Annotated in this window: 24 protein-coding genes and 1 riboswitch; of the genes, 8 read left to right on the top strand and 16 right to left on the bottom strand. The window is 43.9% G+C overall.

Features of this window, described 5'->3' with window-relative positions; all coding sequences use genetic code 11:
* Positions 1–6 precede the first annotated feature (6 nt).
* From FHS45_RS03260 to FHS45_RS03230, 7 genes are all read right to left on the bottom strand, one after another.
* Complete coding sequence (locus FHS45_RS03260) at positions 7–180, bottom strand: hypothetical protein (RefSeq protein WP_157620185.1); 174 nt, start codon at positions 178–180, stop codon at positions 7–9.
* A gap of 1 nt (position 181) precedes the next feature.
* Positions 182–1090 carry an aminoglycoside phosphotransferase family protein gene (locus tag FHS45_RS03255; RefSeq protein ID WP_062445312.1) on the bottom strand — a complete coding sequence of 303 codons (909 nt, stop codon included), beginning with the start codon at positions 1088–1090 and terminating at the stop codon, positions 182–184.
* 124 nt (positions 1091–1214) lie between these two features.
* Positions 1215–1736, bottom strand: coding sequence for an SRPBCC family protein (locus tag FHS45_RS03250; protein ID WP_062445309.1), 522 nt, complete (start codon positions 1734–1736; stop codon positions 1215–1217).
* A gap of 12 nt (positions 1737–1748) precedes the next feature.
* Complete coding sequence (locus tag FHS45_RS03245; RefSeq protein WP_062445307.1) at positions 1749–2249, bottom strand: VOC family protein; 501 nt, start codon at positions 2247–2249, stop codon at positions 1749–1751.
* 86 nt (positions 2250–2335) lie between these two features.
* Complete coding sequence (locus FHS45_RS03240) at positions 2336–3157, bottom strand: helix-turn-helix transcriptional regulator (RefSeq protein ID WP_229717808.1); 822 nt, start codon at positions 3155–3157, stop codon at positions 2336–2338.
* A 147-nt stretch (positions 3158–3304) separates the two neighbouring features.
* Positions 3305–4525 carry a hemolysin family protein gene (locus tag FHS45_RS03235; RefSeq protein ID WP_062445305.1) on the bottom strand — a complete coding sequence of 407 codons (1221 nt, stop codon included), beginning with the start codon at positions 4523–4525 and terminating at the stop codon, positions 3305–3307.
* A gap of 92 nt (positions 4526–4617) precedes the next feature.
* Positions 4618–5073, bottom strand: a complete 456-nt coding sequence (locus tag FHS45_RS03230; protein WP_062445303.1) for a GNAT family N-acetyltransferase — start codon at positions 5071–5073, stop codon at positions 4618–4620.
* 107 nt (positions 5074–5180) lie between these two features.
* Here FHS45_RS03230 and FHS45_RS03225 point away from each other — a divergent pair, with 107 nt between their 5' ends.
* The 6 genes from FHS45_RS03225 to FHS45_RS03200 all read left to right on the top strand — a co-directional run bounded on the left by FHS45_RS03225 (position 5181) and on the right by FHS45_RS03200 (position 10509).
* Positions 5181–5507, top strand: a complete 327-nt coding sequence (locus tag FHS45_RS03225; protein WP_062445300.1) for a hypothetical protein — start codon at positions 5181–5183, stop codon at positions 5505–5507.
* 253 nt (positions 5508–5760) lie between these two features.
* Complete coding sequence (locus tag FHS45_RS03220) at positions 5761–6576, top strand: ZIP family metal transporter (protein ID WP_062445298.1); 816 nt, start codon at positions 5761–5763, stop codon at positions 6574–6576.
* 205 nt (positions 6577–6781) lie between these two features.
* Positions 6782–7165 (top strand): DUF2512 family protein, encoded by a 384-nt coding sequence (locus FHS45_RS03215; RefSeq protein ID WP_062445295.1) that lies wholly within the window; start codon positions 6782–6784, stop codon positions 7163–7165.
* A gap of 358 nt (positions 7166–7523) precedes the next feature.
* Entirely contained in the window at positions 7524–8117 is a 594-nt protein-coding gene (locus FHS45_RS03210; RefSeq protein WP_062445293.1) for a TetR/AcrR family transcriptional regulator, read from the top strand.
* Between the two features lie 303 nt (positions 8118–8420).
* Positions 8421–8522: riboswitch (purine riboswitch) on the top strand.
* Positions 8523–8638: 116 nt separating this feature from the next.
* Positions 8639–9223 carry a xanthine phosphoribosyltransferase gene (locus FHS45_RS03205; RefSeq protein WP_062447854.1) on the top strand — a complete coding sequence of 195 codons (585 nt, stop codon included), beginning with the start codon at positions 8639–8641 and terminating at the stop codon, positions 9221–9223.
* Positions 9220–10509 (top strand): nucleobase:cation symporter-2 family protein, encoded by a 1290-nt coding sequence (locus FHS45_RS03200; RefSeq protein WP_062445290.1) that lies wholly within the window; start codon positions 9220–9222, stop codon positions 10507–10509. Before FHS45_RS03205 ends, FHS45_RS03200 begins: the two co-directional genes overlap by 4 nt.
* A 329-nt stretch (positions 10510–10838) precedes the next feature.
* On the opposite strand, the gene FHS45_RS03195 is transcribed toward FHS45_RS03200, so the two are convergent.
* From FHS45_RS03195 to FHS45_RS03175, 5 genes are all read right to left on the bottom strand, one after another.
* Positions 10839–11690, bottom strand: a complete 852-nt coding sequence (locus FHS45_RS03195) for a VOC family protein (protein ID WP_062445288.1) — start codon at positions 11688–11690, stop codon at positions 10839–10841.
* Positions 11691–12032: 342 nt separating this feature from the next.
* The gene (locus FHS45_RS03190; protein ID WP_062445286.1) at positions 12033–13121 is read right to left on the bottom strand and encodes a GerAB/ArcD/ProY family transporter; all 1089 of its coding nucleotides are present in this window, start codon (positions 13119–13121) and stop codon (positions 12033–12035) included.
* A gap of 18 nt (positions 13122–13139) precedes the next feature.
* Positions 13140–13361: a hypothetical protein gene (locus FHS45_RS03185; RefSeq protein WP_062445284.1), complete on the bottom strand. Its 222-nt coding sequence runs from the start codon at positions 13359–13361 to the stop codon at positions 13140–13142.
* Entirely contained in the window at positions 13358–14566 is a 1209-nt protein-coding gene (locus FHS45_RS03180) for a Ger(x)C family spore germination protein (RefSeq protein WP_062445282.1), read from the bottom strand. The genes FHS45_RS03185 and FHS45_RS03180 overlap by 4 nt, the downstream gene beginning before the upstream one ends.
* 24 nt (positions 14567–14590) lie before the next feature.
* On the bottom strand, positions 14591–16150 hold the full coding sequence (locus tag FHS45_RS03175) for a spore germination protein (RefSeq protein WP_062445279.1): 1560 nt from the start codon (positions 16148–16150) through the stop codon (positions 14591–14593).
* Between the two features lie 287 nt (positions 16151–16437).
* On the opposite strand from FHS45_RS03175, the gene FHS45_RS03170 reads away from it, so the two are divergent.
* A complete protein-coding gene (locus FHS45_RS03170) occupies positions 16438–17307 on the top strand; it encodes a DMT family transporter (RefSeq protein ID WP_062445278.1) in 870 nt (289 codons plus the stop codon).
* 81 nt (positions 17308–17388) lie between these two features.
* Here the strand turns inward: FHS45_RS03170 and FHS45_RS03165 are convergent, their stop codons facing one another.
* Entirely contained in the window at positions 17389–18111 is a 723-nt protein-coding gene (locus tag FHS45_RS03165) for a DsbA family oxidoreductase (RefSeq protein ID WP_062447850.1), read from the bottom strand.
* A gap of 33 nt (positions 18112–18144) precedes the next feature.
* Positions 18145–18777, bottom strand: a complete 633-nt coding sequence (locus FHS45_RS03160) for an FMN-dependent NADH-azoreductase (RefSeq protein WP_062445276.1) — start codon at positions 18775–18777, stop codon at positions 18145–18147.
* Between the two features lie 220 nt (positions 18778–18997).
* On the opposite strand from FHS45_RS03160, the gene FHS45_RS03155 reads away from it, so the two are divergent.
* A complete protein-coding gene (locus FHS45_RS03155; protein ID WP_062445273.1) occupies positions 18998–19576 on the top strand; it encodes a TetR/AcrR family transcriptional regulator in 579 nt (192 codons plus the stop codon).
* Between the two features lie 123 nt (positions 19577–19699).
* Here the strand turns inward: FHS45_RS03155 and FHS45_RS03150 are convergent, their stop codons facing one another.
* The gene (locus FHS45_RS03150; RefSeq protein ID WP_062445270.1) at positions 19700–20914 is read right to left on the bottom strand and encodes a cation:proton antiporter; all 1215 of its coding nucleotides are present in this window, start codon (positions 20912–20914) and stop codon (positions 19700–19702) included.
* A gap of 170 nt (positions 20915–21084) precedes the next feature.
* Positions 21085–21927: a pirin family protein gene (locus tag FHS45_RS03145; RefSeq protein WP_062445268.1), complete on the bottom strand. Its 843-nt coding sequence runs from the start codon at positions 21925–21927 to the stop codon at positions 21085–21087.
* Positions 21928–21976 lie beyond the last annotated feature (49 nt).

Here is a 21976-nt window from a genome sequence, read left to right as displayed (position 1 = left end):
CTCCTGTTACATCGTTACGGATTCCACCCTATTATAGCTTTTCTTTTCCAATAGCTCATCTATTACCCAGTATGTCATTGCGATCGCAAATCCAAATAGATAGACGACAACCGAAAAAGATCGCCAATATAGTAGTATAAAACCACGCTTTCCATTTTCTCCGAAGCATATGATCTCCATCTTAATTCCTATACTTATAGAGCAGCTGCTCAAAGCTGGTGACAGCCTGGTAAAACCGTTTTTCATAGTTCCCATGTGAATCAACCGTCCAGCTGGTGGCCAGCACACTGTGGCAGTAACCCCAGAGAACCAGCCTTTCTCTGTTTAAATGAAGCATATCTACAAAAATATCGATACGATCTCGTAAGACCGGAAGTATATCCGTCTCAGGGAGTTTATTTAGTAGAAACTGAATCACGTCATATTCCCGCTCCCCAATCAGGCCTTTCGGATCAATAGCCCTCCATTCATTTTCTCCTGATGCCAGCACATTGTAATGGTGAAAATCTCCATGGAGGAGAAACTGTTGTTGGGAAGACTTATGTAAATACTCAAATATATCGCAAGCCTTTTCCATTTGACTGCGCGTAATCGGGCCTTTCCCGTCCGGGTGCTCCCTCAGCTGCCGCTGTAAATTGGCTTCCCGTGATTGAGTGGTCGGTAATAGGCTGGATGACGGTGCAGGACGATGCAACTCGCCCAACACCTTTGCCGCTAGCCGGCAGCTGGTTTCTTCTTTATTCACTTCAACAAGCATTGTCCCCGGTGCTAATTTTTCCAACAGCAGAATTCCACGTTCCTCATCAGCCGCAATGACAGAAACTATTCCCTGCCCAGCAAACAACCGCAACGCTTCCAATTCATCACGAAATCCTTCCCTGGGAATACATAATTTTACAACAAATTCCGTTCCATCCGCTCGAGTAGCCGGTGCAACGTAATTAAATGATAATTGAAAAGGATCTCCAATCTTGAGTTCCCATTGGTTTTCACAGTAGGCAATCAATTCAGGCAATTGTGCCAGCCAGGCTTCCCCTTCTTTTTGAAAAGATAATAATAAGTTTTCTTTAAATTGGCTTTGAAACTTCATAGCTTGTCCCCTTAATTACCGTAATTAAAGATAAGTTCCTCCATACTACATTCAATTTCCCTGCCTATTTATCCTCCTATAAAAAAAGCGCAACCCATAAATGGATTGCGCTGCAAAATTGATCTCATTCATTTAATTTTTTTAAGTGATCATCCAGGCATACGAATTGGGAGGCCACCCCTTCAACAACACCCATATTAAGAAGGGATTGTAATTCCTTTTCGGATGCGAATTCACTTCTGGTAACCAATTTCGTCTCGTCGCCCTGGTCCTTGAAATTTAACGTAACGACGACCTTGGGCATTCCCTCTGCTTCATTGCCTTGCTCATCAGAAAAAACGTCGGTATAGACGATTTTCTCAGGAGCTTTGATTTCTTGGAACACTGTTTTCCCCCATGATTCCTTCCCATAAAAATCTCCCTGCTCCTGATCATGACAACGCATACAATAATGCCAGACACCTTCCGGCTGGAACTCGTACCTTTTGTTCTCCGTATTCCAGCCCTGGGGACCCCACCATGCTGCCAATTGTTCGGAATCGGAATAGGCAAGGAATACCTTTTCCCTCGGAGCTTTAAAGACTCGTTCGATCACCAGGTTCCGTCCCTCTACTTTTTTCTCCAAGCTTTCTTTGTTTACGGCCATATCAGTTCCTCCTTAAATTTTCTCTGCAATCCTACTCAACCTATTGACATCGATTTTCTTCATTTGCAGCATTTCCCTCATTACTTCCTCTGCCACTTCCTGCTCGGGGTGACGGAGCAACTCCGGCAGTCTATCGGGAACAATTTGCCAGGAAACTCCATATTTATCTTTCAGCCATCCACATTGCTGGGCTGTTTCGTCGCCTCCCTCGGAGAGTTTTTCCCAGAAATGATCTACTTCTTCCTGGTTTTCACAATGGACAATAAAGGAAATCGCTTCACTGAACTGAAAATGGGGGCCCCCGTTCAATGCCATGAATGACTGCCCTTCCAGCTCAAAATCGACAGTCATCACCGACCCTGCTGCTTTACCGTGAATGTCCTGACCTTCATCCAGATAGCGAGTGACTTTGTTAATTCTGGAATCTTTGAAAATAGAAACATAGAACGTCGCAGCTTCCTCCGCTTTTGTGTCAAACCAAAAAAGCGGGGTGATTTTTTGGACTTTACTCAATTTCAGCCTCCTTTTCACAAAATGTAAGTAGTCTTGTTCTTACTGATTTCCATTTCATACTACCACGGAACTGCACCCCATATTTCTTACAGATTGCTATGCTGGTGCAAACGATCCAAAAAGTTATTCATCAGCAGTGGAAGGGAAATAAGAATTGGCGGATCGTCCTTAAGTGGTGGACGTAGTGTAACAGTCTGGTGTGGAATTTCTTTATATGTTTCAACAATAATCGGGCTTTTTGCCCTGATGCGTAAGGTTCTGTGAGGGAGTAGAAAATCATGAACCGGCATCTTCCAGGAGACGGAAGTCGCCATTAAATAATAGACACCAGGTTTGACACCGGAGACGCGGAAGTCTCCTATGGAAGATACAAGCGTTCCATAAGCCGGCAGGCCTTCAGGAATCGGTTTTGGAAACAGCCCGATTAAGGTGACCCCTTCAAAAGGGACTTCCGTCTTAAGCGTCCCATGTACAGTGTAGGGATAATCGATGTTTGTGCGCGGGTCCCTCCAATCGCTTAAATTTTTCAGGGATCGGAAGTGTTCGTCAGCCTGTTGTATTGAATTACGAAAGTGCGCCGGAGTCATTCCCACCCTTTCACTAAACCGGGTCGTAAATGTTCCAAGGCTCTGCTGGCCGATTTCCATTCCAATCTCCCTGACCGGAAAATCGGTTTCGATCAATAAGTCTTTCGCTTTTTGCAAACGCAAGGCGGATAAGTAGTAAAGCGGGGGAACTCCCACCCTCTGTTTGAATATACGATTGAAATGATAACGGCTGTAGCCGGCCTGAGCAGCTAAATCAGTAAGTGATATGGAATCATAGAGATGAGTGGTGATATACTCGATCACCTGATCAATTTCCGGATATTTTTTCTTCATTGCTCCTCCTTCCTCCGTCAACTTCATACCCATACCCTTCTACAATTTCCTGACGATTCCTCCTTTTTCCTGCCAAAAAATGAACCAGTGTTTTATTAGCGACTTTACCATTTTATTTGCACTATTCTGCGAACAACAAAAAAAGAACCGGCGCCAGTCCAGTTCTCCAATAACTCACTTGATCACTTGCACTTTTTTGATTTTCCGTCCTTCTATCTCCAGTACTTTGAACGTCAGGTTGTTGCGCTCGAGTAAATCGTCTTCTTCTGGGAAGCGATTGAACTCCGCCAACAGATAACCGGCCAGTACATCTTCCTCCTCAGGAATCTCGGTATCAAAAATCGAATTCAGCCGATGGAGCGTGATTTTACCATCGCAGATGATTTCCGTTTCAGACAGCTTCTCCACGATAACATCGCTTTCCATGTCCATTTCATCTTCGATCTCCATACCGATCATCGCTTCGATGACATCTTCATGGGTTAAAATTCCTTCGGTGCCGCCGTATTCATCGATGACAATTGCCATGTGCTTTTTCTCTTTCGTCATTTTCTTGAACACCCATTCGATATTATGGAATTCATACACGACAAGCGGGTCCTTATAGCAAAAGTCGGATAATGGCCGTTCCGGATTCATGGCCCATGTCAGCAAGTATTTCGAATGGAAAACGGCCACGATGTCATCGATATCCTTGCGGTAGACCGGGTAGCGTGTGTAGGGATTTTGGATGACGAGATCCCTGACTTCTTCATAGCTCGCATCACTTGGAATCGCGATAATCTCTACCCGCGGCGTTTTTAATACATCTTTGACATTTAAACTATAAAAATCGAGAATCCCGCGAATCCGGTGCGACTCCGCTTCATTGAACGTCCCTTCTGAACCGGCAATATCGACCATCGTCCGGAATTCTTCCTTTGAAATCGAAGCCTCTTCCGTTTCCCCTTTTGACAGAGCCCGAGTCAATGCATCGGTAAGCCAATTGAGCACAATCGTCACCGGCTTGAATATCAGTACAAAAAATCGGATAACCGGCGAGACAGCCATCGCAATTCGGTCAGGAAAAGCAGCCGCGACTGATTTCGGGATCACTTCTGCGAAAATGATGATGATAATGGTGAGTATCGCAGAGGCAAGTCCAATACTAAATCCATATTGTATGGCAAGCGTTGTAACCAAGGTCGGCAATAAGATATTAGCGATATTGTTTCCGATTAAAATGGTGGTAATAAATTCACTTGGACGGGAAATTAAATCCAACAGCTTTTCCGCTTTTGTATCCTTATTGTTGGCTCTCGACTGCAGCTTCATTTTATTAGCGGCAGTCAGTGCCGTTTCACTACCAGAAAAGAATAATGAAACGAATATCAAAAAGATGATCGCAATGATCACAGAACCGTTCCTCCTTCATGACTATGTAAACGTGCTAGATTAGTATTATCACTGTAACAAAGAAACCAGCGGATTGGAAAGAATTACACTTTTTATTTCAATTCCTGCGCCAGGCGAATCATGTCACGGCACTGGATCCCATTTTCCATAATCGGTTCCTGATAATGCCGCAGGAAAAAATCACGGTCGATTCCGACGAGCCGGAAGCCACACTTTTGATACAAAGCCAATTGGCCGATACTTGAATTACCGGTCCCTATTTCTATCGTTTGATACCCGTACCCGGCCGCTTTTTCAATCGCATCTGTAATAAGTATTCGCCCCAATCCCTTTCCCTGGTGGGAAGCTTTCACAGCTATATTGACAAGCTCAACGGTTGCTGGTCTGGTTGGCAATAGTACATAAACCCCTACGATTTCACCATAGTCTTCGGCAATAAAGCATTCTCCACGCTGGAGATATTCCTGTACCATCTGTTCGGAAGGATCCGCTTCGAGCAGCAACTCCATAGGTGGACGCTCGCCTTTTCTATATCCTCTAATATTCATTCCTCTCCCCCTCTACCTCTACATTTTACAACAACTTCATATTCACGGGGGACAAGGCATATAGTTTCTTAATGAATGATAAACGAGCGAGGAAAAGGAGATGGCCTATGAAACAATCTGTCTCTGTGATAGTGGCAGTCCTATTGATTATTTTCGCCGCATTACTGGAAAAACAGGGCCTGCCTTCTATAGGCGGAAGCCCAGTCATGCAGGACGATGGTGCTAAAGAAACAAGCGGCCAGGTAGAGCAGCACACCCCCTATTCCGAATTAACATACGTGCTGGAAGAAAGAATAGAAGTGGATGGTAATATTGTCGAAACGTACCGGGAATATGAACTTTATGAAGATAAGAATGGTCACATCCGTAAACGAGTGCCGACTGAAAATCTTCAATACATGACCTATAAGAAAAACTTGGCTGATCGCCAGTAGTTATGGCGAATGCCTCAGATTTTCCTATACTTTAATCTTTTAACCAAGTTAAACACGATTGAACATGTGTCTGGTTTTCGACAAGTTGATGTCGGAACCAGGCGCTTAATTTTTTACCTGGAACCTATGTTAAAGGTAAGGATTTAAAGGGTATGGGTTACCCTTGTGGCCTGCTTTCCTATTGACTTTTGCTGTGCTTAAACTTAACCTGTTTATCATTACCTATTGTTAAACGTACTGGAGGAACCTGACGATGGTTGATTTATTTCTTGATCTGCCTCCGATGATGCAAGCGTTGATTGCTACCCTTTTCACCTGGGGCATGACAGCGCTCGGGGCAGCTCTTGTATTTACAACGAAAACAATGAGCCAAAAGTTATTAGACGGTATGTTAGGGTTTGCCGGAGGAGTGATGATCGCTGCCAGCTTCTGGTCCTTGCTGGCTCCTGCCCTGGAAATGGCGGAAAAAGACGATATCGCTGCCTGGATACCCGCAGCTGTCGGCTTTATGCTTGGCGGGATATTTTTATGGAGTGTCGATAAGGTTATCCCTCACCTGCATCCTGGCTCCTCGATGACAGAGGCAGAAGGATACCAGCCGAACAAAAAAAGGCGCAGTACTTTGCTCGTGCTTGCCATCACCTTGCATAACATCCCGGAGGGCCTGGCTGTTGGGGTAGCGTTTGGAGCCGCAGCTGCGGGATTTCCGGAAGCGTCTTTAGCAGGAGCTGTGGCGCTTGGACTTGGAATCGGCATTCAGAACTTCCCGGAAGGGGTTGCCGTTTCCCTCCCACTTCGCCGTGATGGCATCTCCAGACGGAAAAGTTTCTTTTACGGACAATTTTCCGGGATGGTCGAACCCATCTCTGCAGTTATAGGAGTGCTGGCTGTCACGATGATTGAGCCAATCTTACCGTACGCGCTAAGTTTTGCTGCCGGGGCAATGATTTTCGTTGTTGCTGAAGAAGTGATTCCCGGCTCTCAGGAAGAAGGGAACAAAGACCTGGCATCGATGACCCTGATGATCGGCTTTACGGTCATGATGATCCTCGATGTCGCCCTCGGTTAAAAACCATGAAACCAAATCGTCCGGTTTCATGGTTTTTTTATTTCCCTGACATTAACCGGATGTTTCGATGGTATTAAATATTTCATTATACGTTTACCCTTTCCCTTCCGCTGGGAATATATGTTACAAGTCCAACATTGGGCCAAAGGATTTATAAACATCGTTAGGAAAATTGGTCAAAAACATCTCAACAAGGAGTGATATCGTGGAACATGTAAAAGCACTTGCCATTAAAGGACTGATGACGTTTGTCGGTTTATTCGTCGTATTGACCTTAGGCTTCAACGTGTCCTTGCTGACAGTTCTGGCTATCACGGTCATACTTGGAGCTGTTTCTTACCCATTAGGTGATTTGAAGCTCTATCCGAAAACCACCAATATGATTGCAACAACAGCCGATGTCGGGGTCGCATTCTTAGTGGTCGCCGTTATTGGACCGATGTTTGGAAGCAACGACGTTTCATCATGGATGTCAGCAGGGCTGCTGGCCGGAATCGTGCTTGCGGTTGGTGAATTTTTCTTCCACAACTATATTGGCAATAAACCACTCGGCGACAACAAACGCCTCCGTACTTCCTATAACCATTAATACAACCATGTTATCGTATTCGAAACCTTTACACCCTAAATGACACATCACATCCGCAACCGTTGTTTCCGTTAGCTTTACAAAAAAAAGATGCCGGGAATCAAACAATAAGTATAAGACTGCTTTTCTCGGGAAAGGCAGTCTTTTTTTCCTGAAGCCTCCTCCCTTCATAAAAACGCTTTCCTCTTGAATCCGCTTTCTTTCCTATTAATACAGTGTGCAATAACCTGCACTTTTCAGTATAATAAACGTAATTAGAAGGAAAAATCAGTAATAAGACGAGAGCTTGTGTAATAATCGACATTACTTCGGGCAATTGTTGAAGAAAGGATTATAAATCGGACAGGAGGTCAATAGGATGGATACAGATAAACGGGTCAGACGGACGAAAAAGGCGTTGCAAAACTCCCTCCTTACCCTAATGGAAGAAAAAGACTTTCACGATATTACAATCACAGATATTGTTACGAAAGCCGATTACAATCGTGGCACGTTTTACAAGCACTATCAATACAAAGAAGACTTGCTCGACGAAATCATCGAAAATGTCATGACAGGGCTAAAGGAGTCATACCGGGAGCCCTCTAATGATAAAAAAACCACCCTCTCTTCTTCTGCTATAAAAATTTTCGATCATGTGGAACAAAACGCTAAGTTCTATCAGATTGTCATCCGTTCAAACGCACTGCCAAACTTCCAGGAAAAATTCATCCGGGCATTGAAAGAGCTGGCATCAGAAGACCTCATCGCCCTTCAGCCAACCCCTGATATCGACCCTGATTTGCACGCCAGTTATCAGTTTTACGCGATTTTCGGAATGATTATCGAGTGGGTCAACAGCGGACTGAAGCATTCACCATCCTATATGGCAGAACAGCTCCTGACAATTTTGAAATCTGAACCGGTGACGACAGCGTTCAAAACGAAATACGTCCCCCCTCATATGGCATAAAAAAAGAGCTCCCGTTTGATGCGGAGGCTCTTTTGTTTGGTATAAAGAGGTGGGCTATTTTCCACTCGATCGAAAAAGTGGCAAGTAAAATTTGTTGATATTACAGCTCTATCTAATAAAATACCTACTTCCAGCTCGTATTCCTCGCCTGTTCCACAAGATATATTTTCATAATAATTCCATGTAATAGTCCACATACTATTCTTCAATATTATTGATAAAAAACTTTGACATCTGTTAGCATTTCATGTAGATTATCTATTATACGAACAATAAATAATAAAAAATTATTATCATTCGCTTTTTCACAACTACATACCTTTTCATATAATCGCAGGGATATGGCCTGCAAGTTTCTACCGGTTTACCGTAAATGAACCGACTATGAAAAGCAGCATGACAATAGAGCGGGGATGTATGTCCGCCCTCTATTCTATTCGTCATTGGCAAAAACTAAGCCAAAGCTCGCTTTCCTCATAGTGGTGGAAAGCGAGCTTTTTTATTTCAGAAAGGGGATTTCCATGAATGCATTAGAACAGAAGATTGTAACCGAAGGAAACGTACTATCAGAATCCGTCATCAAGGTCGATTCTTTTTTGAACCATCAAATTGATCCTTTATTGATGAAACAGATCGGGCAGGAGTTTACGGACAGATTTTCAGATACCAACATAACAAAGGTACTAACGCTGGAGTCATCAGGCATTGCACCAGCAATCATGACAGGCCTTGTGTTAGGTGTCCCGGTTGTTTTTGCCAAAAAACGAAAGCCTATTACACTGGCTGATCACTTTTCAACAGAAGTCTATTCCTTTACCAAAAAAGAAATGAATAACATCACCATCTCCAAAGACTTTCTTTCACCGGATGATAACATTCTCCTCATCGATGACTTTTTGGCCAATGGGCAAGCCGTTTCCGGAATGGTGGACATCGTCAAACAGGCGGGAGCAAATCTCGCAGGCGTCGGCATCGTGATCGAAAAAGGGTTCCAGCATGGCGGTAAGATTCTGCGCCAGGATGGAATCCGGGTAGAGTCCCTCGCCATCATTTCGTCTATGGAAAATAACAAAATCACTTTTGACAAGGAGGGGGCATTAACATGAAAACTTTCACCTTAGGACTCCAGCATCTGCTCGCCATGTATACAGGGGCAGTGTTAATCCCCTTGATTGTCGGCGGCGCACTTGGACTCACCTCCGAACAATTAACCTATCTCGTCGCCATCGATCTCCTGATGTGCGGAGTGGCGACCATTCTCCAGATTGTTAACAATCGCTTCTTCGGCATCGGACTGCCCGTTGTACTCGGCTGTACGTTCACAGCGGTTGCTCCGATGATTGCGATTGGCGGGCAGTACGGAATTTCCGCTATTTATGGCGCAATTCTCGCTTCCGGGTTATTTGTCGTTGTCATCAGTGGTTTCTTCGGGAAGCTGGTACGTTTTTTCCCGCCGGTAGTCACCGGAACGGTCGTCACGATTATCGGGATTACCTTGATCCCTGTCGCGATTACGAATATGGGCGGCGGTGAAGGCGCCAGTGATTTCGGGTCGATCACAAATATCTCCTTAGCTTTCGGAACGCTATTATTCATTATCTTAACCTATCGCTTTACCCACGGTTTCATCCGGGCGATTGCTATTTTACTTGGCATCGTCGCTGGTACGGTTGCCGCTGCTTTCGTTGGAAAAGTCGACGTTTCTGCTGTCGGAGAAGCTTCATATTTTCATATGGTAGAGCCGTTTTACTTCGGCATGCCAACGTTCGAATGGTCGGCGATCCTGACGATGATGTTAGTGGCTATGGTATCAATGGTGGAATCTACCGGCGTTTATTTTGCGCTTAGTGACCTGACGGGTAAGAAAGTTAAGGAAACGGACTTGTCCAAAGGCTATCGTGCTGAAGGACTGGCCATTTTTCTTGGAGGCATCTTCAATGCTTTTCCTTACACCGCTTTCTCTCAGAATGTCGGGCTCGTTCATATGACTGGGGTCAAATCACGGAAAGTGATTCTGGTTACGGGGTTACTCCTGATCGCCTTAGGGTTTATACCTAAAATTGCTGCCCTGACGACGATCATTCCGGCTGCGGTCCTTGGAGGTGCGATGGTTGCGATGTTCGGGATGGTCATCTCCCAGGGAATTAAAATGTTAAGCACCGTGATTGCCGACTCACCGGAAAATTCCATGATTGTCGCATGCTCCGTTGGGATGGGACTTGGCGTTACCGTGGTTCCTGAACTGTTCGCCCAGCTGCCCTCTGGTGTTCAAATCCTGACAAGCAACGGCATCGTTGCCGGAAGCGTGACAGCAATTGTCCTGAATATCGTATTTAATATGACGCCGCGCAACGTAAAGGTAACCATGTTAAAAGACAGGAAAGCCTCCTGATATCATTAACGTAAACAAGCTCAGAGTTTTTACTCTGAGCTTGTTTTAATGAGCCATTCCGTATAAACTGCTGGATTCCTTTTTCTGGCTCTAAATCAGCCTTATTAAGACCGTCCCGAACGGATTATCATCTCGCACGGTTCTTATCCTGCCTATAGAGACCATAAGTTGGGCGTTCGTGTACCTTAACAGTCATTAACTATACTCTAAAGACCGTTAGAACTCTATTCTCTAAATGTACTGGTCATTAAAGTGATTGGGGAATAGAGAACTAAGCTTTCCGACACATCTTAACTTATTTTTCATCATGATATCGATAAGTTTTCCTATTAAACAGCGAGGTGAATACGGTTTCCAGATGGATCTTTCGTAGTAACTACACCATTCTCCTCTGTAACAGAGGCACCAATACTCTCAAGACTAGCAACCATATTTTTTCTATATGCTTCATCAGGCAGCAGGATGGTAAATGATTCAAGACCAACGCTATTTGCTGGGGATTCAGGAGCTCCAACCCCCTGCCACGTGTTTAAGCCAATATGATGATGATAGTTGCCTGCTGAGATGAAAAGGGCCTGATCACCAAATCGGTTGACTACGTCAAAACCCAGTCCTTTTGTGTAAAATTCCTCTGCTTCATTTAAGTGGGAAACATGTAAGTGGATATGCCCCATCACCGTGCCGGCAGGAAGTCCTTCCCATGCTTTTTCTGAATCCCCTGTCTTCAGCAGGTCTGCAAAATCCAACGGATCAACTGTCATGGCAATTTCACCATTCCTCCATTCCCACACCGAAGGATCACGGTCCACATAAATTTCAATCCCGTTCCCATCCGGATCATTTAAATAGAGGGCTTCACTGACCAGGTGGTCCGAAGAGCCAATTCGAATCCCTTTTGCAATAAAGTGATGGACGATGTCAGCCAGATCGGAACGGCGTGGTACAAGGAGGGCAAAATGATATAGTCCGGTAGTCCTTCCCTGTTTGGGTATGACGTTATCCGGCTGCTCTATAGACAGGATGCAGGTATTCCCATCGGCTGTTAACTTTGCTTTGTTCTTCGTTTGCTCCAGAATTTTAAACCCTATCACTTCTTGATAATATTCCAGGGAGCGTTCTAAATTTTGCACTTTAATGTTGACATGGTTTACAAATGTAATTGGTTTACGATGAAATGACAACGAAATTCCTCCTTGTATGTCTTTTTTGATTTTATTGAATTCCATGCTTTACGCGGTATCTTAACGCCAAACGGGTACAGCTCTACTTCTTCTTATGCCCAAAGAGAGGAAAGAATATAAAAAACTAAATATCTCTAATTCGAGATATAACCTTAAAAATTTTTGCTGCTATTAATGCCAAGTGAGAGTTTTCGAGAGATTGCATCTTTTACTGACCACAGTATTACTATCAACCTTGAAATTTATTTAACTCTAGTATATATTAACACCCAAACTATCTTCAATTCAAGATTTTTAATTGCTTATTAAAATGTTGCTTATTAATTCTTTCCTTTCACACCACTAACCCAAATTTTTCTTCCGGACGATAGCAATTACCAGTAATAATAAAGGAATAATCGTTTGGACGACAAGTGAAAACGAAGGAAAAACCGTTCCGCTATAATGAGCGGATTCCATTTCGCTTGAGATCCCCCATATACTGACTAATACAGTCAGGAACCCCAGGGGAAATACTAGTGGTTTATAGTCAGACAAATTTAGCCATTGAGCGGTACCAATAACCAAGGCAAAATGGACAACTGCCAGCTTAACGAACGTACCTGCCACCCAAATAGCCATCACTAAGGATTCCATGTGCTGGATAAACTCCGCAATACTGATATAACGGACAGCGTCGAGCAACGGATAATTGAACCTCGCTGTCAATTCTCCGCCAAACAGAAAAAGCAAGGATAAGTTAGTGGCCAGAAACCCCAGCAGTACAGCGCCCAAAGAAATCATACCCCATTTTCCAGCTTTCTGAACATCTTTGACATAAGGTAAGAGAAAGGCAATCAAAAAGAACTCAGCAAACCAGCTTTGAGGAGTGTAGGCACCTTTAAGTGACGGCATGGGACCATCAGGAAAAATTGGAAATATATTTTTAGGGTTCAAATCAGCGACAAGCAGGATACATAAAATAGTCAAAACAATGACATAAACGGGGACAATCATTTCCGCTGAACGACCGACAACCTCTATCCCTCCTCTGACAGCAAATGAACTGACAAGCATGATAGTAGTAAGAATGACAAATAGCGGCGTTTCTTTAAAAAAAGCCCCTGTCACAAAATCTGCGTAAATGCGTGTGCCCCCGGCATTCATCAGAAGATAGAAATATAAATAGATGAACCCGAGAACCTTTCCCGGCACCTTGCCGATAATGGATACGCTGTATTCGATAATCGTATGACCAGGATACAATTGATGAAGCTTAAGGGCGACAAATATAACGAGAACTCCCATTAAACTTGCAAATATTGGAGATAGCCACATATCTTGCCCGGCATAATTAGCAGTGATCGATGGTATGATCACAATACCTGTCGCTATCACTACAGGATACATCATAAATGCCATTTGGGAAGCTGAGATTTTACCTGTTTCCATACGGTTATCCCCCCTAGTTTACAAAAAATTCTCCATCGGCCTGAACAGAAAAGTAATTAAATCAATTGGCCCTGATACATCGGGAAAAAATATCAGCATGACAGCTATCAGCCATACTCCGGCAAGAAGGAATATAAACGTCCTTTTTTCTTTTACCTGGGTATGATCCATTTTAGACCATTCATATAAGAAGAGGAGTAGGACAACTAAACTGACACCGATAAGTGATAGCCAATTCATTCCCCTTTCATCTCCTCTTCCGGTATTCCCTGGGGTTGTGTCGACATACCTAACCTTCGAATATAAGCCTTACTAACTACCTCAATTTCAACTTCTGCGAACTTTTCCTCCCACCTGTCTTTCACCTGATCCCATTCATCCGGATATTTCTGTTCAAATGCTTTAGCAAAGCCTAAAACGTCGGCTTGCATTTCTTTTTGTATTTTTTCAAGTGTCATTTCAATCCGCTCGTCAATTTTTGCAGCTAATTGTTCTTCTAACTCGGCAATTATTTTAGGATCCGTCAGTACTAAGTTTGTCTGATTTTCCTCTATATCATCTTCTGTTGTAATCGAAAGGGTCATCTTCCATTTTCCATCCTTAATTTCTGGATGTAACTGAGTATTGGAACGAAGCAATTTAAAAGACATATACCCCTCTGCATTTTCCGGCGTGAAAGAAACGGTCGCTAAGTGCACTTCATTTCGTATCCACAATAACCCCCTGGTTAACCGATCATCAAGATAACCTTCTATTTTACCCTCCTTAAAAATTGCAGTACCGTTAATATTCAACCCGCCTTTTTTATCTTTTAAATTATCAAATTCATATGCTAACCTCGGAAGTGCTACCGCTCTTGCCCCTCCCGATATTCTTTCTAACAAATCCTTTAACGTTACCCGCAGTCCAATTTGAAAACGGGCTAATTCCCTGGCGAATTGGGAAGAACTTTGTTCCAGATAGGGAATGACTTCCAGCAGCGCAGATGCCTTTTCTTCGCTTACAAATATATAAGAACGAAGCCTTGGTTCCGGGTGATGGGCAAAGAACTCTACATATTCCCGTATTCCATCTTCTGCAAGCTCCTTTCCAAATACTATCACTTCATTATGGCCCCAAAAAATTCGCCGTGGAAGTTTTTGTTGTAAAATCGAAGCAGCTTCAGAGATAGTTGTACCGGTAGCTTGTCTGGTAATTGTAGGCTCCTTCCCCGGCCCCCCGGTACCTGATCCCTGTTGCTGCCCGCCACCCATCTGACTTGGTATAGCAAGCTGAACCGTCAATTCGATTTGATCATCTTCTGTTTTGTCGATCCCTGCGGCAAGCACAATGGCTAAATCATTAATTTCCACTCGATCCCAGCAGCCTGCAAGCACCAAAAGACTTCCCCACGTGAAGACAATCAGTAAAAGTTTTCTGGAAAAATGAAGATAACCGTAAGCCATAACTTTTCCTACTCCTCTTATTGATTAGTCTCCTCCATGTTTCGGACCGGGTTTTTGGCCAGGTGCCTGGCGATATTTATTGTATTTCCCTGTCAAGTGCGGCCGTGTATTAAGTTTCCACCACGGGGCTCGTACCAGGACATCTTTCGTTTCACTACCCATCATTGGCGCCATTGGACTAAGGTAGGGCACTCCAAAAGATCGTATGGTAGCTAAATGAATGATAATAGTAATCAATCCGAGCATAATCCCTAGAAGTCCAAGGGTGCCCGCCAGGAGAATCATCGGAAACCGGAGCATGCGGATCGCTGCAGCCCCGGAGTATCGAGGGATGGTAAAAGAAGCAATCCCTGTAAGAGCTACGACAATAACCATAGGTGCAGAAACGATCCCCGCCATGACAGCCGCTTCCCCAATGACAAGCGCCCCTACAATACTTACAGCAGAACCTACTTGCTTCGGAAGTCTTAATCCCGCTTCTCTTAAGGCTTCGAATGTGATTTCCATCAATAATGCCTCAATCAAGGCAGGAAAAGGAATAGCTTCCCTGGATGCTGCCATCCCTATCATCAAAGAGGTTGGCACCATTTCTGCATGAAAGGTAATCACGGCTACATAGATAGATGGCAGTAATAATGAAATCAGTAAGAAAATATAGCGGAGCCAGCGTATCAATGTGCTGATGATAAAGCGATTATAGTAATCCTCTGATGCCTGGAGAAAAGAATAAATGGTAACAGGAGCTATCAATACGAAAGGTGAACCATCTACTAAAACGACGAAACGACCCTCCAGCAAATGGGACGTTGCTACATCCGGGCGTTCTGTTGTCAGGATCTGGGGAAATGGAGAATAAGGGTTGTCTTCAACCAATTCTTCAATGATTCCACTGTCCAGTACACCATCAATATCAATTCGCTTCAGCCTGTTTTCCGCTTCTTTGATCAAACCCTCCTCAGCAATTCCATCCATGTATGCCAAAATCACTGGTGTGACTGAATACTTTCCAATCTCCATTTCTTTCATTTTTAATTTGGGACTCTTAATTTTCCTTCTAAGCATGGTTCGGTTGATGCCCAGCGTTTCTACAAAACCTTCCCTGGGACCACGGATAACAGCTTCAGCAGGTGGTTCGTCAATAGCTCTTTTCTCAAACTTGGTAAGGTTTAAAGCGATTCCTGACTTCCGTCCTTCCAGCAAAATAACTGGAAAACCGGAGGATATCTTTTTTAAACAATCCTGTATATTTGTAAATTCTTTAACTCCTGAAACCGATATTTTTTTCTCCAGTAATTCTTTTACATCGCTGTATTCCGCTGTGAACTCCTCCATCAAAGGAGATAGTACCGAATCATCCAACTCTTGTATATCAACTAATCCATCTAAATAAAACAGAACGGCTTTTTGTTTACCCGCTATGTAGAAACGGCGAAAAATTAAATCAGAAGCCTCTGCGTACACAGACCGAATATGATCTGCATTTTTATCTAAATCATCAGAAAGAGCATCATTATTCCTTTCTGTTCGTGTGGCAGGAGTAGATTCTTTTTTTGAACTTACCTGTTTGCGCCGTCGCTTAACCATACCTGTCAGCTCCATTTTATCTATAAAACACTTTCTAATTAGCTTGCTTTTATAGCATAAATTTATACAGTATAGTAACCCTCACTGTTTTTACCTCTATCTCCTAATGTAAAGTTCCATGCGGGCTGGTTTAGGTTTAAGTATGAGAAATTAAAGGAATTACCGTCTACACGGTCATTTAAAATATGTTATTTAGGGTCGAAAAAATTTGTTTGGTCCTGCATTTTACATAAAGACCAGATCAATAGAGACAATTGGTACGATTACTTATGTTTAGGAGGAGCACAATGAGATTTGCAGGTGTAGGTTTAGTGATGCTAGCCGCTATATGCTGGGGCATTAGCGGGGGAATTGCAGATATTTTAATGACCAAGGGCTGGGACCCAATGGTAATTTCCTTTTACCGAGGTGCTGTTGGATTTATATGTTTCCTGGCGTGGTTTCTCATTCGTTTTAGAAAGAATTGGACTTTCTCTCCTCGTTTATACATCTGGTCCCTGTTAGCTGGGGTTGGTGTTGCGGGAAATTTCACTTTTTATTTTCTCGGCATCCAGGCCTCAAGCATTGCTGTTGCGGCTACTTTGATGTACACAGCACCTGTGTTTGTCCTGTTAATCTCCTTTTTATTACGTATGGAACGTTCAACTTGGTTTAAATGGGCGTGTATTTTCGGTGTACTTATGGGGATTGTCCTGCTTACTGGTGCCTACAACACGGAGGCCATTTCCGTAAGTTTTGCAGGGGCGGCAGCTGGGCTTGGTGCTGGCCTTTCCTATGCGTTGTTTATATTCGGGTTTAAAAACGCTTCTGCTATTGGAAAGCCACAGACCACCTTAACTTTGGCCTTCTTTTCCTTCTGCCTCCTCCTGTTACTTTTTACGGACACTGGGGAAGCAGCTAGTGTGTTGACCTCTAGCGACCTGGGATGGTTCATTCTCTTAGGACTTGTAGGAGCTGGAATTTCGTTTATACTCTATGTGATTGGAATTCGGCGGACTGCCCCGACCACTGCTTCGATGGTCGCCATGGTTGAGCCGGTGACAGCTTCCATATTTGGCGTGTTGCTTCTTGGAGATCATCTGGGACTCATTCAATTTATAGGAATGGTGCTCATCCTCGTTACCGTCACTATACTCAGTGTCAAGCAGTCCGACTGATCATGTACTGGTCATTAAGTAGCTTCTATATACGAAAACGCCCGATTATGAGAATAGATTCTCGTAATCGGGCGTTTTTAATTAGTTATTATCATCCGTTACTTCACAGCTGTCATCCGTACATGCCGCATCAGCGGATGTCTGAATTTGCTGCAAGGAAGGCGTTTCGTTTTCTTCCTGCCACACTTTTTCCAGGGTTTCCTGGAACAATTCTGGTGGCTGGGCGCCAGAAATCGCATATTTACGATTGAATACGAAGAAAGGTACTCCCTGAACTCCGATTTGCTGGGCTTCACGCTGGTCATTTCGGACATCTTCCAAAAAGTCATCGCCTACCAATACCTCTTCCGCTTCTTCACCATCAAGACCGACTTCCTCAGCCAGTTCAATCAATGTATCAGGCCGGCCGAGGAAAAGGGATTCGGTGAAGTAGGCACGCATCAGACGTTCTGTGAACTCCAGACCTTTCCCCTGCTTTTCAGCATATTTAAACAACCGGTGAGCCTCCAACGTATTGGTCTGTTTCACCTCGTCAAAATTATACTCCAAACCAACGGTCTTTGCGGTCTCCACCAGCTGATCGTTCATCGCTTTCGCCTGCTCGACCGTGGTACCCATTTTCCTGGCAAGCACTTCGTAAACAGAAACATTCTCATCACTCTGGATGTGAGGCTGCAATTCATAACTTTTGAAAATGACTTCCACGTCATCCTTGTGTTCGAATTTTTCTAACGCCTGCTCGAGCCGGCGTTTGCCGATATAGCAAAACGGGCAGACAAAGTCAGACCATACTTCAATTTTCATTTCTGGCACCACACTTTTCCGTAAATTTCAGCCTTACGCGTATTGGTAGGCTAGGTTGCGAGCTGCTTCTTTTACTTTTGTCATACCTTCGTCGATAATAGCTTCTGCTTTATCAGGCATCGCATTGTGGCCTTCGATGATCACTTCATCCACGATGTCCATGCCATACAATCCGCCGAATACGTTGCGCATGAAGTTGACAGACATATCCATCGGAGCCATTTCTTCCGTAGAATAAACACCGCCGCGTGCGTTCAACAGGATGACTTTCTTGCCAGGCATAAGCGGCTTGATGCCTTCTGCGGTATATTTGAATGTGAAGCCAGCTTCAGAAACGTAGTCGATGAATGTGTGCAATTTCGCTGGAATCGTGAAGTTCCATAGCGGGAATGCCAACACGATGACATCGGCTGCTTCCAGGGCATCTTTTGCTTTTTGCTTGGCGTCAAGCAGACGCTGTTCAACGTCATTCAAACGCTCGCCAGCTTCCATTTTTGTCAAAGCATTGAAAAGGTCCTGCCCGAAATAAGGCATGTCTTCTGCGAATACATCATACGTCGTGATGTTCAAATCGCTGTTGTCTTTAACCTCTTCCATGAATGTTTCGTACATTTTTGTTGTGATACCGTCAGGACGGTTGTTACCTTTTACTACTAATACGTTCATAACTATGATTCCTCCTATATAATCTGAGATGCTAGTGTAAATACTATCCTTTATAGCTGGATGGAAACTCCAACTTTTAAACATCTTTTGTTTATACAACAAATGTCGTATAATCGCATTATAAAGACTTATCCTTTGGTACTCAACCAATAAGTTTTACATTTTATCGTATAAACAACATTTTTTGATATCTGTTTAAAAAGTAGAAAGGGGCAATACCATGGCAGAAAAGACCGATCCCCGCATTCTTCGTACCCGAAAACTGATTATGGATGCTTTCATGACGCTTTCTGAAAAAAAGAAGTTCAAAGATATCACCATTAAAGATATTACCCAGGAAGCGACCGTCAACCGGGCAACTTTTTACTACCATTTTACCGATAAGTATGACTTATTGGATAAAGTATTGAAAGAAGACCTTATGATTAACGTTTGTCAGGAAATCGGTGATCACGAAGTCATCAATGAAGAGACAATCAAAAGTGTGTTCCTGACTGTGACGAAATTCAACGCTTCGATGTCCACCAGATGTCCGGACAGCTTTGCAGCTTTCACCGATCGAATTGAAACTCTTATAAAGGAAGATATGCAGCAGTTGTTCCTCACCATTCTATCGAAACAGTTTCCCGATAAGCATGAACATTCGTTACGAGTGGCAGCCGTGATGCTGAGCTGGGCTATCTACGGTGCGACAGAGGATTGGAAGAAAAACTGCGAACTTCCTGCAGAAGACTATGTGGATTATGTGGTGCCTTATATCATGAAAGGAACAGACTCCTTAATCGCTGAATCGATTTAAAGACCAAGCGCCCTGAAAAATCCATGCAGTGTATCTCTTCCTTTCTGCAAGTAGAGCTATTAAAAAAAGTGCCAGACTTCCTGTCGACGCAGGAGGTCTGGCATTTTTTTTATGGCAAATAGTTCACTTATCCATTAAACCTAATTTGCTGATCAATGGCTTGATGGTAAGTCCCTGTACAATTAAAGAAAATACGACCACACTGAACGTGAGAATTAACACAGTGTCCCTGCCCTCAAAGGAAGAAGGTAAACTTAAAGCCAGAGCGATGGATAAGCTCCCTTTCAAGCCGCCCCAATTCATAATCACTTTCCATTTGGCTGGTATTTTACTGGACAAGGATGTACTCATATAGAGGGACACCGTTCGGGCAAGGAGGACAATCACGACGGCCCAGATGATCAGCATCCACATCCCGGTGAAATCGATATTCTGGATTTCCAGTCCAACCATTAAGAAAATCAAGCTGTTAGCGATTTCCGTTATCGTATCCATGAAAGAGTCGATATTTGTTTTAGTCGATTCTGTCATACCCACTCTGGCTCCATAGCTGCCATAAATCAACCCGCTGATTACTACAGCAATGACTCCTGAGAAGTGAAAGTGTTCTGCGATAAAATAACTTCCAAAGTACATCAGCAGCGATATTGCAATCTCCAGCGGGTAATCATCAAATAAGCGGATAACCTGGGAGATAACAAAACCCAAAACGGCACCAACAACAGATCCTCCGATCACAAACTTCAAAAACAATAACACGCCACTTCCCAGCCCCGCGACCCCCATATCTATGTAGGTTAAGAGATAGACTGTAGAAATATTAAAAAGGACAACCGCAATTCCATCATTGAATAACGATTCCGTTTCCATCACTGTCGATAGCTCTTCCCTCACTCCCAACGTTTTAAAAATGGAAATTACGCTGATCGGGTCGGTTGCACTCATCAGCGCTGCAAATGTGAAGGCCAGAACGAGGGGGAGCCCTATTAGATAATAAGTAGAAACACCGATAAGGATAAAAGTAGTAAAGGTACCGAGAAAAGCGATGGAAAAGGACACCGCTTTATATTCGAAAAAATGCTTAATCGGGATTTTAAGTGTGGCGTCTGCCAGTAATATCGGCAAAAACAACGAGACAATGATGGCATGAAAAACATTCGACTGGGTAATGAAATTTTCAGCCGCCTCGAAAAATGGGATTTTGGTCAGCCCTAAGACCAACCCAACAAATACGAGTGCTATCGAGTAAGGCTGTTTAATAAGTTTGGCAATCCCAATAACGAAAATGGATATAGCGAGCAGCATTAATATTTCAATGAAAGCTTCATGGAAATGCATAGATTCCGCCCCTTAATAATGTAAAGTTTGATTATCTGCCAAGATACCCGTAATCCCTTGTTGCACTTCATTAACTTGTGTATCACAAGCAGGAATTATTCCATAGCTAAATAAAAAGCCACTCATCCGCTGTTTATTAGATGAGTGGCCCTATCCATTATAAAATCCAATTATTTGGAGGGTCTGAACTTGCCCTCCTGGTAATCCCGGTAAGCCTGGAAAATTTCTTCTTCCGTATTCATGACGAACGGTCCTCTGGCAACCACCGGCTCCCCGATCGGTTCCCCGGCAACGAGAATAGCTCGAAGTTTATCATTCGCCTGGATGGTCACTTCACTGGCTGTATCCTTTGAGGTGCGCCCGAGCCAGAGCACCTGGTTCTGCTTTCCTTCGGTTTCACCGCTCCCAAACGTACCGTTTCCTTCTAAAATATAGATAAAACCATTGAAGCTTCCTGGAAGATCCTGCGTTATCTTCGCGCCTGCATCCACATTTAATTCGACATAGGTGAGCGGGACATGGTTTTCCGTTTTTGCCTGGACGTCACCGGAGGACCCGGAATAGACGCGAATTTCTGCTCCTTCTTCCTTACGTACCGGCACGCTCTCAGCTTTCAAATCCTGATAACGGGGCTTCGCTGACTTTTTGCTGCTCGGCAGGTTCAGCCACAATTGCAGGCTATGGACCGTTTCACCCGGAAGCGGATCTTCCGAATGAACGATGCCGCTGCCTGCAGTCATTAGCTGCGCATCACCAGGCTCCAACACCTCGGAGCCCCCATGGTTGTCCTCATGCTTCAGTTTTCCTTCGATTACATACGTGATTGTCTCCATGCCCCGGTGAGGGTGGTCCGGAAACGTCCCTTGCTGGAACCAGTCTTCCGCCATTAACAAAAATGGATCGAATTGTTCCCAGTTGCCAGGCGGCAGTACTTGTCCAACTTGCTTGTGCGGACCGCTCCCCTTCTGGTATTCTACTGTCCATACGCGATCGATCCCTCGTTGTTTCGCCATTGATTAAGCACCTCCTGCTTGGTCTGCTTCCATTATATTACTTTAACTT

Source organism: Thalassobacillus devorans, assembly GCF_011761345.1.
In the GTDB taxonomy this organism is placed as follows: Bacteria; Bacillota; Bacilli; order Bacillales; family Halobacillaceae; genus Thalassobacillus; species Thalassobacillus devorans.
This window is presented reverse-complemented; position numbering and strand designations above follow the sequence as displayed.